This is a genomic window from Massilia sp. Leaf139, from assembly GCF_001424165.1.
Taxonomy (GTDB): Bacteria; Pseudomonadota; Gammaproteobacteria; order Burkholderiales; family Burkholderiaceae_D; genus Telluria.
Window position 1 is genome coordinate 374,662 of sequence record NZ_LMOJ01000024.1, and the last position, 14,744, is coordinate 389,405.

A 14,744-nucleotide genomic window follows, 5' to 3' on the forward strand; every position below is an offset into this window, starting at 1 on the left:
ATGCAAAACGCCCCGATCTTGGGGCGTTTTGCATTCATCCTCGGCTCCATCGATTGCAGAACGATCGAACCAATACTACGAAGCCGGTGGAACAGGCGAAGGCAAGGTGGAAGCGGGTCGTTGCGGCGCCAGCGCCGGCGGCACGCGCTCCGCCGCCGCCCGCGGAATCCGGCGCCCGGCCTCGATGCCCTCGTTGAACAGGTTCTGCACCGGCGTGTTCAGGTAGGGCAGGGCCACCGAGAGGGTCAGCATGCCGACGCCGAGGGTGATCGGGAAGCCGATACCGAAGATGTTCAGTTGCGGCGCGGCGCGCGTCAGGATGCCGAGCGCGACGTTGGTGATGAGGAGGGCGGCGATGATCGGCAGCGCGATCTGCAGGCCGGCCGAGAAGATGCGGCTGCCCAGGCGCGCCAGTTCCAGCGGGGCGGTCGAGGACAGCGGCGTGGCGGAGATCGGCAGACTGATGAAGCTTTCCGTCAGCGCCGCCAGCAGCACCAGGTGCGCGTTCAGGGCGAGAAAGGCCATGGTCGCCACCATCGACAGGAACTGGCTGATGGCCGCCGAGCGGCCCTGCGTGGTCGGATCGAAGAAGGAGGCGAAGGAAAAGCCCATGGTGGAACTGGCCAGCTCGCCCGCGTATTCGATGGCGGCGAACACCAGGCGCATGGCGAAGCCCATGGCCAGCCCGACCAGGAGTTCCTGCACCAGAATGAGCAGGCCCGCGTAAGAGGTGGGGTCGACCGCGGGAATGGACGGCACGGTGGGCGCGACGATCAGCGCCAGCAGCACGCCGAGGATGACTTTGACGGGGTTGGGCACGCTGGCGTGGCCGAACAGCGGGGCGGACGCGAGCATGCCGAGGATGCGCGTGAGCGGCCACAGCAGGCCCGCGATCCAGGCGTTGATCTCGAGCGAGGTCAGCGTCAGCACTGCGCGCGGCCGCCTAGCCGACCATACCGGGAATGCCGGTAAACACCTGGCGCATGTAGTCGAGCATCACGGACAGCATCCAGGGGCCGGCGATCACGAGGGCGACGAAGACGCCGACCAGCTTCGGGATGAAGGAGAGGGTCGCTTCGTTGATCTGGGTGGCGGCCTGGAAGATGCTGACCACGAGACCGATGATGAGGGCGATCAGGAGCAGCGGGCTCGACACCAGCAGCGTGATTTCCATGGCCTGGCGGCCCATCGTCATGACCGATTCGGGCGTCATCTGCGCTCCCCTAGTTGAAGCTCTGGGAAAGCGAACCCAGCAGCAGTTGCCAGCCGTCGACCAGCACGAACAGCATCATCTTGAACGGCAGCGAAATCACCGCCGGCGACATCATCATCATGCCCATCGCCATCAGCACCGAGGCGACCACCATGTCGATGATCAGGAAGGGGATGAAGATCGCGAAGCCGATCTGGAAGGCGGTTTTCAGTTCGCTGGTGACGAAGGCCGGGATCAGAACGCGCAGCGGAATGTCTTCCGGGCCCTGCAGGGCGGGCGTGCGCGAGATCTTGACGAACATGGCCAGATCCGACTGGCGCGTTTGCTTGATCATGAAGTCCTTGAGCGGCTCGGCGCCGCGGCTCATGGCTTCCGTCATCTGGATCTGGTTTTCCTGCAACGGTACGTAGGCCTGCGTATAGATCTTGTCGAAGGTCGGGCCCATCACGAACAGGGTCAGGAACAGGGCCAGGCCGACCATCACCTGGTTCGGCGGCGCGGTTTGCGTGCCGATCGCCTGGCGCAGCAGCGAAAGGACGATGATGATGCGGGTAAAGCTCGTCATCATCAAGAGCGCCGCCGGCAGGAAGGTGAACGCCGTCATCAGGAGCAGCGTCTGCACCGGCAGGGTGTAGGTGGTGCCGCCACCGGGGCTTGGCGCGGTGGTAAAGGCCGGCACGCCGGGCGCCGCCAGCACGGCCAGCGGCAGCAGGATCAGGCCGGCTGCCAGCAGGAGTTTTTTCGTGTTTCGCATTACGGCGTTACCTTATTCGCTTGTTTCGCTTATTTCCCATTGCGCTTGTCGATCGTCTGTTTCAGCCAATCGGAAAAATTCGATGCCGACGGCGCGTGGCCGGCCAGCGCCGCACTGGCCGAGGTGTTGGCACCTGAGTCGCCTTTCGGCATGGTCGCCAGCGCGTTCACGCGGCCCGGAGACGCACCGACGACGATCCACTGGTCGCCCACTTCGACCACCAGGATGCGTTCGCGCCCGCCGATGTTGAGGGCGCCGACCATGCGCAGGTTGGCCGAGCTGCCCGTCACGCGCGGGCCCCAGCGCTTGGCCGCCCAGGCCAGCGCCGCCAGCAGGGCCAGCACGAGGACGAGGGCGAAGATGGTTTGCAGCAGGGTGCCGGTCGAGGGACCCGGCGCGCCCTGCGGGATCGTCGCCGGATTGGCCGGCGTGCCGGGAATGGCGGCCGGCGCGGCGGGAAGGCTGGCGACGCCGGGCGCCGTCGTCGGCGCCGTGGCGGGAGCGGTCGGCACCTCGCCGACGGTGGTGGCGCGTTCGGCGACGGGCGTATTGGCAGGCGTGCCGCTGCCGGATGCGGCCGGCGTGGCGGTTTGCGCAGCGGCGCGTGGTGCGGGCGGCTGCACGGTAGTGGCTGGCGCACCGCTGTCCTGGCGGCCGGCGGCGCTGGCGCCATCCTGCTGGCGCTGCATGGGAGTAGAAGCGGGAGTAGAAGCGGGAGTTAAAGCGGGAGTGGAAGCAGAGGTCGGCGTGGCCGGCTGTGCGGCTGCCGGCGTGGCCTGGCTGGAGGAGGAGTTGCTGCCGGCCGGCTGCATCGCGCAGGCGGCCAGCGGTAGCAGGAAGCAAGATGCCAGCAGCGCCCTGACGCCGCCCCTGCGCAGCGTGACCGGCAACCGTTCCCAGCCGGTGGCCGGGAAGCTTGGCGCGTGATCGATTGCAGGAGGGCAGGCAGGTGGGCGCGTGGGCATCATTTATTCAATTTTCTGATCCGTTCCGAAGGCGTGATGATATCAGTCAGACGGATACCGAACTTGTCGTTCACGACCACCACCTCGCCCTGGGCGATCAGGCAGCCGTTGACGAGCACGTCCATCGGCTCGCCAGCCAGGCCGTCGAGTTCGACGACCGAGCCCTGCGCCAGCTGCAGCAGGTTCTTGATCGCGATTTTCGTGCGGCCCAGTTCCACGGTCAATTGCACCGGGATGTCGAGGATGAAGTCGATATCGTTCGGGGTGTCCGGACGCGGGTTCTTGGTGCCGAAGTCCTGGAACACGGCGGCGCTGGCCGTCTGCTGCTTCTGCAGCGCGGCGGCTTCGGCGGCGGCCTGCTCGGCGATCGCGGCGCCCCAGTCGTCGTCGAGAATTTGGTCGTCCTGGTTGTCAGACATGGTGTTTCTCCTGAATTACTTGAAGCTGTCGCTGTTGGCCAGCAATTTCTCGACCTTCAGCGCGTACTGGCCGTTGAAGACGCCGTAGGAACATTCCATCACCGGCACGCCATCGACCGTGGCTGAAATCGCTTCCGGCACCGTAATCGGAATCACGTCGCCGACTTTCATGTTGAGGATCTCGTCGAAGTTCGCCTTGCCGTGCCCGAGTTCGGCCACCAGTTCGACTTCGGCCACCTGGATCTGCTGCGTCATCAGGCGGATCCAGCGTTTATCGACTTCCAGCGCCTCGCCCTGCAGGCTCGAGGTGAGCGCATCGCGGATCGGCTCGATCATCGAATACGGCATGCAGAAGTGGATCTGGCCCGATACCGGGCCCAGTTCGATCGTGAAGGTGGACGATACCACGACTTCGTTCGGCGTCGCGATGTTCGCGAACTGCGTGTTCATCTCCGAGCGGATGTACTCGAATTCGATCGGATACACCGGCTCCCACGACTTGGTATAGGCCTCGAACACGATGTCGAGGATGCGCAGGATGATGCGCTGCTCGGTCTGGGTGAAGTCGCGGCCCTCGACGCGGGTATGGAAACGCCCGTCGCCGCCGAACAGGTTGTCGACCAGCAGGAACACGAGACCCGGATCGAAGACCATCAGCGCGGTGCCGCGCAGGGGCTTCATGTGGATTAGGTTCAGGTTGGTCGGCACCACCAGGTTGCGGATGAACTCGCTGTACTTGGAGACGCGCACCGAGCCGACCGAGACCTCGGCGCTGCGGCGCAGGAAGTTGAACAAGCCGATGCGCAACAGGCGCGCGAAGCGCTCGTTGATGATCTCGAGCGTCGGCATACGGCCGCGCACGATCCGCTCCTGGGTCGCCAGGTTGTAGGTGCGGACTCCCGAGGTGTCTTCAGGCGCGGAAAGTTCGTCCTGATCGCCGTTGACCCCTTTTAAGAGGGCATCGACTTCTTCCTGTGAGAGGAAATTATCGGCCATGTTATTTCTTCGACTGAGTGCTTACTGCTTACTTATTGAATAATGAACGAGGTGAACAATACGTCGGCCACGTCCTGTTCGTCGCCGCCTTCGTCGAACGGCTCCGTGACCACGGCCTTGATCTCGGCCGCCAGCTGCTGCTTGCCTTCCACGGTATTGATTTCCGACGCCTTCTTGCCCGACAGCAGAAGCAGGACGCGGCTGCGCACCTTGGCCATGTTGTCCTTGATGAGCGTGACCTGTTCCGGCCCTTCCACCTGCAGTGTAAACTGCACTTGCAGATATTGGTCGCCATTCTCGGGCTGCAGGTTCACCGTGAAGGCCTCGACCGGCACATATTCGGCCTTGACGGCCTCCTTCTCTTTCTTTTTCTTCTTCTTCGGTGCCTCTTCATGGGCCGCCTCAGCATCGCCGCTGCCGTGCAGGAAGAACCAGCCGGCGCCGGCGCCGCCGCCGAGCACGAGCACGCCCGCAATCGCCATGATCATGAGCTTCTTCTTCGAGCCTGCTGCCGGTGCCGCGTCCGCCTTCGGATCAGCCTTCATTTTCGGATTCGCTTTCAAGTTGCCTCTGGTGCCTGATAGGGGTTGCGTAATTATGTCATTATCGAGAAAAAGTGCGCAGCGGCAAGCTTTGAAAAGAGAGGGGAAGGTGGGTCATTTCGTAGGGTGGGCGGGTCTCCCGCCCACGCGGTGATCGCCGACGGCTCCGATATCGTTCCGGATGATCGTGCCGCAAACTATCACCGCGTGGGCGGCAAAGCCGCCCACCCTACGAAAAAACGGCCGCACTGGGCGGCCGTAACGGAAAAATCCTTGCTGTGCTTATGCGAAGGTGTCGACCGCTCCCGCACCACCCAGGATGCTCGTACGCTGACGCGGCGTCACCTCGGCCACGGCGCTCTCGCCGCCATCGCCATTGCCGCCACGCCCGCTCCCCGGACGTCCGGAACCCTGGCCGTCCTGGCCCTGGCGTCCTTCGGCACCCGCATTCACGGTCGCGTTGCCGAGCGCGATGCCGCTCTCGTTCATCATTTCACGCAGGCGCGGCAGGGCGTTCTCCAAGGCCTGGCGCACTTCCAGCTGCTGCGACGAGAAGGTCACGCTGGCCATGTCGTTCGACACGTTCAAGACCACCTGCACCGGGCCGAGATCCGGCGGGTTCAGTTCGAGGGTGGCGCTCTGGTCTTCGCCGCCGACCATCCAGATCACTTTCTGGCCGACCTGGTTGTCCCAGGCCGGGGTGCCGACGCGCGCGCTCAGGCGGTCGGTCGGCGCGCTGCCGGCCGCTTGCGCAGTCTGCAGGGCGGTGGCCTGGGCGGTGAGACTGCTCAGCGCTTCGGTCGGGGCCGCTTCCTTCATGGCGGATGCCTGGGCGGCGCTGTCGCGCAGAGCGCTGGCGAAGTCGGCGGTGTCCACCTGCGGCTTACCGGCCTCGCCCGCCTTGCCCATGTCGAGGGCGCGCAGGTCGATGCCCGGCTGCGCCTTGTCCTGCGGCGCATCGGTCGCCGAGGCGAGGGCGTCGCTATCGAGTTTCACGAGCGGCTCCGTTCCGTCGCCCAGCTGGGCCTGCAGCGCCTCAGGCTGGGCGGCGGCCTGGGCCGTCACCGGCACGGCGGTCACCGTGGCGGCGGTCTGCTGCATCTGGTTGAAGCTGGCGACCAGGGCCAGCATGTCGACGACGGCATCGGCGGCCTTGGCGTCGGGCGACGCCGCTTCCTCGCCCTTGCCGGTGTCGCTGCCCTGGGTGGCGGCCGTTTTCTCTTCGGGGCCGGTCGCCTTCTCGGCGCCGGCTTCCTTGGTCGAGGCGGCGTGTTCGGTTTCCTTGGCCGCCTGCTTGACGACCTCGCGCGCCGCCGGCTTCGCTTCGTTGGCGGCCGGCTTGGGAGCGGCCTGCGGCTTCGGCGCGGCAGGCTGCGCCATGGCGGGCTGCGGCTGCGCCGGCGGCGGCATCAATGGCTTCGCTTGCGGCTGCATCAGGGCCTGGCGCTGCTCGAGCTGGCGCTGTTCAAGCTGGCGCTGTTCGAGTTGGCGACCAAGCGTCGCGCCGAAACTGGCGCCGTCGCCATTGCCCGGCAGGTTGGCGCGCAGGTTCGGCGCCGGGGCGGCGGGAGCGTTGAGCTGGATCGGCAGGGAGGTCGTTTGCATCGTCATGGTGTGGTAGCGGTGGTCAGCTGTTGGCGCGGCGGGCGGTGCGCGCGGCGTGGTCGTCCATCATTTTCTGGTCGCGCTTGTTTTCGATTTTCAGGGCTTCGGCGGCGGCGCGGTCGTTCAGGGTGCGGTAGGACAGACGCTTGCGCTCGCTTTCCTGCCAGGTCGCCTTTTCCAGGTCGCTCTTGTATTTCGCATGTTTCAGCACTTCCTGCTGGCCGTTGATCGCGTTGTCGAGCTTGCCGACAAAGGCGACGAAATTGGCATAGGCGAAGGGCGTGATGCCGTTCATCTGTGCCTGGTCGAGCCTGTTCGCGTAATCGTCGCGGTAGCCCAGCAGCATCTGCAGTTTCTGTTCCGCTTCCTCGACGCTTTTCAGGGCGGCACCTAGGCGCTTGGCGGACGCGTCGGAATCGCGCTGGGCCAGGTCGATCAGGGTTTCAAGAGCGGAAGTATTTGCCATGGTGAAAGTATAGCGGCGGCAAATTCAACTTGATCAGCTGAATAGAGAGGTCAATTGCCCCAAGCTCTGGCCCATGTTCGTGTTTTCGTGGATTTCCTGGCACAGGAATTCCTCGATCTGCGTGTTCAGGGCGATCGCCTGATCCAGCACCGGATCGCTGCCGGCTGCATAGGCGCCCACGCTGATCAGGTCGCGCGAACGCTGGTAGCGCGAATACAGCTGTTTCAGCTTGCGCGCCGCCAGCTGGTGCTGGTGCGTGGTGATGCCGTGCATGGCGCGGCTGATCGATTGCTCGATGTCGATGGCCGGATAGTGGCCGGCCTCGGCCAGGTGACGGTTGAGGACGATGTGGCCGTCGAGAATACCGCGCGCCGCGTCGGCAATCGGATCCTGCTGGTCATCGCCCTCGGAGAGGACGGTATAAAAAGCGGTGATCGAGCCGCCGCCCTCCAGGCCGTTGCCGGCGCGTTCGACCAGCACCGGCAGCTTGGCGAACACCGAAGGCGGATAGCCTTTCGTCGCCGGCGGCTCGCCGATGGCGAGCGCGATTTCGCGCTGGGCCATGGCATAGCGGGTCAGCGAATCCATGATCAGCATGACATTCTTGCCCTGGTCGCGGAAATGCTCGGCGATCGCCGTGGCATAGGCCGCGCCCTGCAGGCGCATTAGCGGCGGGCTGTCGGCGGGCGCCGCCACGACGGCCGAGCGCGCCATGCCTTCCGGCCCCAGGATCTGCTCGATGAATTCCTTCACTTCGCGGCCGCGTTCGCCGATCAGGCCGACGACGATCACGTCGGCCGTCGTGTAGCGCGCGATCATGCCCAGCAGCACCGACTTGCCGACGCCGGTACCGGCGAACAGGCCGAGACGCTGGCCGCGGCCGACGGTCAGCATCGAATTAATCGCGCGTACGCCGACGTCGAGGGTGTCCTTGATCGGCGCGCGATCCAGCGGGTTGACGGGGCGGGCGTTGATCGGCGCGACCTCGGTGGTTTCCAGCGGGCCCTTGCCGTCGAGCGGACGGCCGGCGCCGTCGACCACGCGGCCAAGGAGGTTCCAGCCGACCGGCAGGTGACGCGCGCGGTCGCTCGGACGGCGGCGCGGATGGTTCACCGTGCCGGGACGCGGCACCGGCGTTTCGATCGGGAACACGCGCGAGCCGGGCACCACGCCCTCAACATCCGATTGCGGCATCAGGAACAGGCGCTCGCCCTCGAAGCCGACGACTTCGGCCTCGATCTTCGCGCCGTTCGGCAGGGGGATGGTGCAGGCGCTGCCGACGGCCAGGCGCAGGCCGACGCATTCCATCACCAGGCCGGCCACACGCGTGACGCGGCCCGAGACCTGCATCGGTTCGACGAAATTGAGCAGCGAATCGCAGTCGGAAAGATACGATTTCCAGCGCGCAGTGTGCTTATCTACTGAGCGATCCACTGCGCGGTCGAGCGTATTCTCCATCAGCCCAGCCACTCGACGTTCTTGCCCAGCGCATGCGCCAAACGCGTCCAGCGCGCGTTCGCCTGGGCGTCGATCTGGTTGCTGGCGGTATCGACCTTGCAGCCGCCGCGCCCGACCTGCGGATCGGCGACGACGCGCCAGCCGCCCTTGTCGAGTTCGTCGGCCAGGGCGGCGCGCACGATCTCGATGTCGTCGGGGTTCAATGCCAGGATGGCCGGCTGCTGCAGCACCGGCAGGTAGTCGATCGCTTCGCGCACGATCGGGATGACGAGTTCGGGGCGCACCGTGAATGCCGTGCGCACCATCGAGCGCGCCAGGTGCAGGGCAAGGTCGAGCACGTCGGAGGCGATGGTTTCGTCGGCGGCGGTCACGGCCTGGCTGAAGGTGGCGGCCACCGCGCGCAGGGTTTCCATCTCGGCGGCCACTTCGGCACGGCCGGCCTCAAAGGCTTCGGCATGGCCGGCGGCGCGGCCTTCTTCCAGGCCTTCGGCATAGCCCTCGGCGCGGGCGCCTTCGCGCAGGGCTTCCAGCTCGGCGGCGGTGGGCAATTGCATCGCAGGAACGACAGGAATCGCCGCCGCAGCCGCGGCTGCCGCCGAAGCCGCCGCCGCCGCCGCAGCGCGCTCTTCGGCCTGGATGCGCGCCGCCAGCGAACTGGGCCGCTCATCGCCGAAGGAGGTCATTTCCCAGCGCTTGAAGGCGCCCTGCGTGTCTTTGCTCATCTTTATCCGACGTTAACGTTAGACGAAGGAATCTTCGCCCTTGCCACCCAACACAATCTGCCCTTCGTCCGCCAGGCGGCGCACGATTTGCAGAATCTGCTTCTGTTGCGCCTCGACCTCGGACAAACGCACGGGCCCCTTCGATTCCAGATCCTCGCGCATCATTTCGCTGGCGCGCTGGCTCATGTTCTTGAAAATTTTCTCACGCAAGTCCTGCGACGCGCCTTTCAGTGCAATGATCAGCATATCGGATTGCACTTCGCGCAGCAGCAGCTGGATGCCGCGGTCGTCGATGTCGATGATGTTGTCGAACACGAACATCTCGTCCATGATCTTCTGCGCCATGTCGTTGTCGTAGTTCTTGATGTTTTCCATCACCGAACTTTCCTGCTCGCCTGCCATGAAGTTCAGGATCTCGGCCGCGGTACGCACGCCGCCCAGCGAAGACTTCTTGATGTGCTCGTTACCCGACAACAGCTTGGTCAGCACGTCGTTCAGTTCGCGCAGTGCGGCCGGCTGCACGCCGTCCAGGGTGGCGATACGCAGCACGACGTCGTTGCGCAGGCGATCCGTGAAGTGGCTGAGGATCTCGCAGGCCTGGTCGCGTTCGAGGTGCACCAGGATGGTGGCGATGATCTGCGGGTGCTCGTTGCGGATCAGTTCCGACACCGACTGCGAGTCCATCCACTTCAGGCTTTCGATGCCCGAGGCGTCCTTGCCGCCCAGGATGCGGTTCAAGAGCACGGCGGCCTTGTCGTCGCCCAGTGCCTTGGTCAGCACCTCGCGGATGTATTCGTCCGAATCGAGGCCGACCGTCGAGTGGGCGTCGGCTTCGTCGCGGAAGGCTTCCAGCACGCTAACCACCTGCTCGTGCTGCACCGATTTCATGGCGGCCATTGCGCCGCCGAGCTTGAGCACTTCGCGCGGGCCGAGGAATTTCATGACCTCGGCCGCTTCTTCCTCGCCCATGGCGAGCATCAGGATGGCCGCCTTGGTGATACCGTCTTTGTCCTTGTCGCTCATTCCGAACCCACCCATGCCTTGATTACGTTTGCCACGATGCGCGGATCATTCTTCGCCATCTCTTTTGCCATCGCCAGGTTGGCGCGGTAACTGCGTTCGCGCGGCGCTTCCTCTTCCTCGAGGGGCTGGCCGTCCGGGCCCAGCGCCGGTTTGCCTTCCAGGTCGACGATGGCGTCCTCGTCTTCTTCCTCTTCCTTCTTTTCCTCTTCCGGCTCGGCGGTCGCTTCGTCGAACTTGCGCACCACGGGACGCAGCAGCGGACGCAGGATGCGGAAGTACAGGAAAGCGAGCACGGCGGCGATCAGCAGGTACTTGCCCACTTCCATCGCCAGCGGCAAGTTGGCCGGATCCTTGTACCAGTCGGGGCCGTTCTCGTCCGGGCGGTCGACGCCGTCGAAGGGGGCATTCGCCACGTTCATCGTGTCGCCCCGCGCTTGCGAGTAACCCATGGCCTGCTTCACCAGCTCGTTGATCTGCGCGACTTCGACAGCGGCCAGCGGCTTCACCGTGATCTTGCCGGTGTTCGGATCGACCGACCTGCGGTAGTTCACCACCACGCCCACCGTCAGGCGCTTGATGCCGCCCATCGGACGCTGCTCGTAGCGGATCGTTTTATCGAGCTCGTAATTCGTCGTCGCGTTCTTGCTGGCCGGGCCGGTCGTCGTTTGCGGCGCGGCAGCGGGGGCGCCGCCTTCCAGCGGCGCGGTGGCCACGCCCGGCGGCTGGTTCGACAGCGCGCCCGGAATGCCGTTGGCCGGGCCGGTGGTGGCGCCGGTCTGCTCGGAGGTCTGCTGGCTGCGGATCGCCTGCGGCTCCGGCGGCGAATTCGGCTTGTACATCTCCGCGGCCGTGTCGACCTGGGCGAAATCGATCTCGGCGGTCGCTTCGGCGCGCACATTGCCCTTGCCGACGATCGGGGTGATCAGCGACTCGACCTGCTTGATGATGTTCTGCTGCACCTGCTCGACGTATTTCAGCTGCGTCGCATCGAGCTGCTTGCCGAGCGCATTCGCTTTCGGCTGCTCGGACAGCAGGTTGCCGTTCTGGTCGACGACGGTGACGTTGCCGATGGTGAGTTCCGGCACGCTGGAGGCGACCAGGTGCACGATGGCGCTGACCTGGCCCGGATCGAGGGCGCGGCCCGACTGCAGATTGAGCAGCACGGAGGCGGTCGGCTTTTGCTGGTCGCGTACGAAGACGGAGGGTTTCGGCAGCGCCAGGTGCACGCGCGCGCCGGCCACCGAGCCGAGCGACTGGATCGAACGGGCCAGCTCGCCCTCGAGCGAGCGCTGGTAATTGACCTGCTCCAGGAACTGCGACACGCCCAGCTTCTGGTTCTCCATCAGTTCGAAGCCGACGTTGCCGCCTTTCGGCAGACCCTGGGACGCGAGTTTGAGGCGCAGATCCGGCACCTGCTCGGCCGGCACCAGGATCGCGGTGCCGCCTTCGGAAAACTTGTATTTCACGCCCATCTGGTCGAGCGCCGCGGTGAGGGCGCCGCCGTCCTTGTCGCTGTAGTTGGCATACAGGACGCGGTATTCCGGCGTGCTGCTCCACATCCAGATCGCGACGACGACCGCCAGCACGGCCGCCACGCCACCGCCGATGAGCACATTGCGGCCCATGGGGGTTTTCAGGAACGGTTGTGGAGCAGCAGGAGTGTCGAGCAATTCGTCGGCGGTCGCGGCCATGTTAGTCCAGGGGAGAAAGGAGATCAGGGCCGAATTATGAAGCCACAGGGCAACATTCAATTCGGGGAATAGGGGCTGCTTTCCCCTCCTGCTCGACCGAGCTGCTTGCTTTCACGCTGGTAAGCTGTAAGCCTGACATTGCTCCCGTACGGCTCGTACGCGCAGCACGCAAGCGATACAACAGGAGAACCCATGAACGTAGGCGGAATCGACAGCAGCCGGATCGAATCGATGATGGCCCAGCTCAAGGCTGCGGCCACCAAGCCGACCGCGCCTTCGCTCGCGCCTGGCGGCCCCGGCGCCCTGGGCGGCCTCGGCAACGCCGCGCCCGTCAACGAAGGCCCGTCGAAGGTCAGCTTCTCCGACGCCCTCAAGAATTCGCTGGAACAGGTCAGCAACTCACAAAAGCACGCCGAGGAGCTGGGCCAGAAATTCGCCATGGGCGACGACAGCGTCAGCCTGTCGGACACCATGATCGCCATGCAGAAGTCGAGCATTGCCTTCCAGGCGACCGTGCAGGTGCGCAACAAGCTGGTGTCGGCGTATCACGAGATTATGAATATGCAGGTGTGATCGGATTGATCGACATGCGAAAAGGCCGCGTCTTCGAGAGAAACGCGGCCCTTTTTTATTGCTGACGGCGGTGCACCGTACGGGGGCATGGTGGCCAATGGCCGCCATGACGGAGTCTCCGGGCACTCCGTGCACACGCGGATCGGTTACGAGAGACCCGCCAGCTTCGCATTCCGCTCACGTTCCAGCCGCGTAATGTACCGCTGCACCGCCGCCATGTTCCCGCGCGAAATATCGACAAACATGCAACCGATCCGCCGACTGGTCTTGTTGTTCAGCATCGTCACATCCAGCGCATTGCGCACCTGCAGCGAGGTCGTCACTGGCCCGATCTCCGGCAAGTCGATGCGGCAATTGGTGAAGGTCTGGCCGATCGTCGAATTGAGCATCATCTTGTTGTCGAGCAGGGCGACGCCGCCGCAGCTGATGTCGGCCAGCGGGAAAGTGGCGTTGCCGCCGCCCAGATCCAGCGGCATCGGCACCAGGGCCGGCACCGGGTTGGTCACCGGCGTGGGCATGCGGTAGAACTCACGCCGCTGCAGGCGGATGAGGGAATCGGGAATCGCGGCGGCCAGGGCGCCCGAGCCACGGTGTTCGGTTTCCTCGACACCGCTGACGCTGAACAGGATGCGGATCTTGTCGAGATAGGTCTCGCACATCACGCTTTTCGCCTGCACGATGCGCTCGTTCTGCTCGCGGTTGATCGAACGGTCGAGCACGAAGACGCCATCGTCGGCGTCGACGTCGAGGATCGAGGTAACGCAGACATCGGCCTCGCCGCGGATCTTCATGCGGATCAGCTGCTTCTTTTCGCCGATCTGGCGCAGCAGCGCCACGATCTCGCGGCGCGAATGCACCTCGTAGTCGTGCCAGTTATCCAGTTCTGCGTCATGCATTGCTTGCATTTGGTTCCGCCGCTAGTGCAGGTGAGTCGATGAATTGGGCGCTGTCGTGCGGAGGTGCGCTTGTTCCCACATGCGGACTGCCGAGTTGTTGCGCTGCCTCAATATGATATAGCCATGCTAACAGTTCCGCAATTGCGCGGTACAGGGCAGGCGGAATCTCGCCGTCGAGGTCGATGTCCATCAGCAGCGACACCAGTTCCTTCGATTCGTGCACGAAGACGCCGGCCTCCTGGGCGCGCTCGATGATCTGGTCGGCCACCAGCCCGCGGCCCTTGGCGACGACGGTCGGCGCGCGCGATCCGGCCGCATAGGCCAGCGCCACGGCGCGCTGCTGGCGTGGGAGTGCCCCTTCGCTCATGCATCCTCCCGGCCGGCGATGCGCAAGGCCGCCGGCTCGTTGCCGGCAGCGGCCAGCGCCTCCTGCAGGCGCGGCGCACCGGCGCGCAGCAGCGGGGCGGCGCCGGCATCGGCCAGCAATTCGATGTGCAGGCGCGTGCCGCGCAGGCTGACGCTCGCCTCGACCTCGCCGAGCAGGGCGAAGCGCAGGCGCAGGCCGCTGTGCCAGCCCGGGCCGTCGCCATCGCGATCGCTACCCGCGCGCTCGTCTTCTTCGCGCGTGATCTCCCAGCGCATCGGCTGATCCGGCCCGAGGCGGCCCTGCCATACCAGCTGGCCGGACTCCTGGGTCGCCAGCTGCTGGTTGATCAGCTGGGCGGCGCCGGGTTCGGTCGGCGGCGTGCCCGGCGGCTTTTGCGCCTGCGGCTCGGCCATCAGTTCGCCCAGCGGACGTTTTCCTTCGGCCCACTGGGCCAGGTGCGATTCGTAGAACAGGCCGCTTTTGGCGACGGCATGCTGCAACTGGCTGGCAAGCTGGGCCGGATCGGGCGCGCCCTGGGGCGCCAGCGGCGTGCTCGGATTCAGGCTCGCCAGCGGCGGCGCGCCGGCCGCGCTTTGCAGGACTTGTCCCAGCAGGCGCGCGGCCGGGCTGAGTTCGGCCCCCTGGTGCTGGCCACCCGATTGCAATAGCGGCGAACTGGCGGCGGCGACGCTGGCGGCGAGCGAGGCGGCGTTGGCCGAGAGCGGCACCGGCGTGCCCTGCAGGGTGGCGTCGCCCAGGCCGAAGGTCGGCTGCGGCGTGGCCGCGAGGACGGTCATGGAGAGTTGTGCGCCGGGCTGGGTGCCGGGCGGAAGCATCATGCGTACCGGGGTGTCGGCCACGCGCGTCAGGAAGCTGCCGTCGCCCATGCGCGCCAGCACCGTGACCGGTACCTGGCTGCCGAGCATGGTGGCAAGGGTGCGCTGGAAGGCGTCGAGGCGCCCATCGCCCGCGCGTTCGACCGGCGCCGCGGGCCGGACGGGCAGCGGGGCGCTGACGCCGGAACCGGGAATGCGCTCGACCATGCGGGACTAGT

At 65.6% G+C, this 14,744-nt stretch carries 18 protein-coding genes; 2 read left to right on the plus strand and 16 right to left on the minus strand.

Annotated features, from left to right (window positions below; all coding sequences use genetic code 11):
- Positions 1 to 75 precede the first annotated feature (75 nt).
- The 4 genes from fliR to fliO are packed head-to-tail and all read right to left on the minus strand — an operon-like array spanning position 76 to position 2,656.
- Positions 76 to 930: a flagellar biosynthetic protein FliR gene (fliR, locus tag ASF77_RS17450; protein ID WP_056342054.1), complete on the minus strand. Its 855-nt coding sequence runs from the start codon at positions 928 to 930 to the stop codon at positions 76 to 78.
- A 13-nt stretch (positions 931 to 943) separates the two neighbouring features.
- Positions 944 to 1,213 (minus strand): flagellar biosynthesis protein FliQ, encoded by a 270-nt coding sequence (gene fliQ, locus ASF77_RS17455; RefSeq protein WP_056342057.1) that lies wholly within the window; start codon positions 1,211 to 1,213, stop codon positions 944 to 946.
- A 10-nt stretch (positions 1,214 to 1,223) separates the two neighbouring features.
- The gene (fliP, locus tag ASF77_RS17460; protein ID WP_056342060.1) at positions 1,224 to 1,967 is read right to left on the minus strand and encodes a flagellar type III secretion system pore protein FliP; all 744 of its coding nucleotides are present in this window, start codon (positions 1,965 to 1,967) and stop codon (positions 1,224 to 1,226) included.
- Between the two features lie 29 nt (positions 1,968 to 1,996).
- Complete coding sequence (gene fliO, locus ASF77_RS23790; RefSeq protein WP_229445473.1) at positions 1,997 to 2,656, minus strand: flagellar biosynthetic protein FliO; 660 nt, start codon at positions 2,654 to 2,656, stop codon at positions 1,997 to 1,999.
- 40 nt (positions 2,657 to 2,696) lie between these two features.
- Between fliO and ASF77_RS24980 the strand changes: the two genes are divergently transcribed.
- Entirely contained in the window at positions 2,697 to 2,894 is a 198-nt protein-coding gene (locus tag ASF77_RS24980) for a hypothetical protein (RefSeq protein WP_056342062.1), read from the plus strand.
- Positions 2,895 to 2,931: 37 nt separating this feature from the next.
- On the opposite strand, the gene fliN is transcribed toward ASF77_RS24980, so the two are convergent.
- The 9 genes from fliN to fliF form a co-directional block, all read right to left on the minus strand.
- Entirely contained in the window at positions 2,932 to 3,351 is a 420-nt protein-coding gene (fliN, locus tag ASF77_RS17475) for a flagellar motor switch protein FliN (protein ID WP_056342065.1), read from the minus strand.
- A 15-nt stretch (positions 3,352 to 3,366) separates the two neighbouring features.
- Positions 3,367 to 4,347: a flagellar motor switch protein FliM gene (fliM, locus tag ASF77_RS17480; protein ID WP_056342068.1), complete on the minus strand. Its 981-nt coding sequence runs from the start codon at positions 4,345 to 4,347 to the stop codon at positions 3,367 to 3,369.
- 32 nt (positions 4,348 to 4,379) lie between these two features.
- Complete coding sequence (gene fliL / locus ASF77_RS17485; protein ID WP_056342322.1) at positions 4,380 to 4,892, minus strand: flagellar basal body-associated protein FliL; 513 nt, start codon at positions 4,890 to 4,892, stop codon at positions 4,380 to 4,382.
- A 279-nt stretch (positions 4,893 to 5,171) separates the two neighbouring features.
- The gene (locus tag ASF77_RS17490; RefSeq protein ID WP_156648921.1) at positions 5,172 to 6,494 is read right to left on the minus strand and encodes a flagellar hook-length control protein FliK; all 1,323 of its coding nucleotides are present in this window, start codon (positions 6,492 to 6,494) and stop codon (positions 5,172 to 5,174) included.
- Between the two features lie 22 nt (positions 6,495 to 6,516).
- The gene (gene fliJ, locus ASF77_RS17495) at positions 6,517 to 6,960 is read right to left on the minus strand and encodes a flagellar export protein FliJ (protein WP_056342074.1); all 444 of its coding nucleotides are present in this window, start codon (positions 6,958 to 6,960) and stop codon (positions 6,517 to 6,519) included.
- A 33-nt stretch (positions 6,961 to 6,993) separates the two neighbouring features.
- Positions 6,994 to 8,418, minus strand: coding sequence for a flagellar protein export ATPase FliI (fliI, locus tag ASF77_RS17500; protein ID WP_056342077.1), 1,425 nt, complete (start codon positions 8,416 to 8,418; stop codon positions 6,994 to 6,996).
- A complete protein-coding gene (locus ASF77_RS17505) occupies positions 8,418 to 9,140 on the minus strand; it encodes a flagellar assembly protein FliH (RefSeq protein ID WP_056342080.1) in 723 nt (240 codons plus the stop codon). The genes fliI and ASF77_RS17505 overlap by 1 nt, the downstream gene beginning before the upstream one ends.
- Before the next feature lie 18 nt (positions 9,141 to 9,158).
- On the minus strand, positions 9,159 to 10,163 hold the full coding sequence (gene fliG, locus ASF77_RS17510) for a flagellar motor switch protein FliG (protein WP_056342083.1): 1,005 nt from the start codon (positions 10,161 to 10,163) through the stop codon (positions 9,159 to 9,161).
- Entirely contained in the window at positions 10,160 to 11,854 is a 1,695-nt protein-coding gene (fliF, locus tag ASF77_RS17515) for a flagellar basal-body MS-ring/collar protein FliF (protein ID WP_056342086.1), read from the minus strand. The genes fliG and fliF overlap by 4 nt, the downstream gene beginning before the upstream one ends.
- 192 nt (positions 11,855 to 12,046) lie before the next feature.
- Between fliF and fliE the strand changes: the two genes are divergently transcribed.
- The gene (fliE, locus tag ASF77_RS17520) at positions 12,047 to 12,427 is read left to right on the plus strand and encodes a flagellar hook-basal body complex protein FliE (RefSeq protein WP_056342089.1); all 381 of its coding nucleotides are present in this window, start codon (positions 12,047 to 12,049) and stop codon (positions 12,425 to 12,427) included.
- Positions 12,428 to 12,573: 146 nt separating this feature from the next.
- On the opposite strand, the gene ASF77_RS17525 is transcribed toward fliE, so the two are convergent.
- From ASF77_RS17525 to ASF77_RS17535, 3 genes are read right to left on the minus strand one after another with little or no spacing between them, the layout of a single operon-like run.
- Positions 12,574 to 13,323 carry a flagellar brake protein gene (locus ASF77_RS17525; RefSeq protein WP_056342092.1) on the minus strand — a complete coding sequence of 250 codons (750 nt, stop codon included), beginning with the start codon at positions 13,321 to 13,323 and terminating at the stop codon, positions 12,574 to 12,576.
- Positions 13,316 to 13,690, minus strand: a complete 375-nt coding sequence (locus ASF77_RS17530) for an EscU/YscU/HrcU family type III secretion system export apparatus switch protein (RefSeq protein WP_056342095.1) — start codon at positions 13,688 to 13,690, stop codon at positions 13,316 to 13,318. Before ASF77_RS17530 ends, ASF77_RS17525 begins: the two co-directional genes overlap by 8 nt.
- On the minus strand, positions 13,687 to 14,733 hold the full coding sequence (locus ASF77_RS17535) for a flagellar hook-length control protein FliK (RefSeq protein ID WP_056342098.1): 1,047 nt from the start codon (positions 14,731 to 14,733) through the stop codon (positions 13,687 to 13,689). Before ASF77_RS17535 ends, ASF77_RS17530 begins: the two co-directional genes overlap by 4 nt.
- Positions 14,734 to 14,744 lie beyond the last annotated feature (11 nt).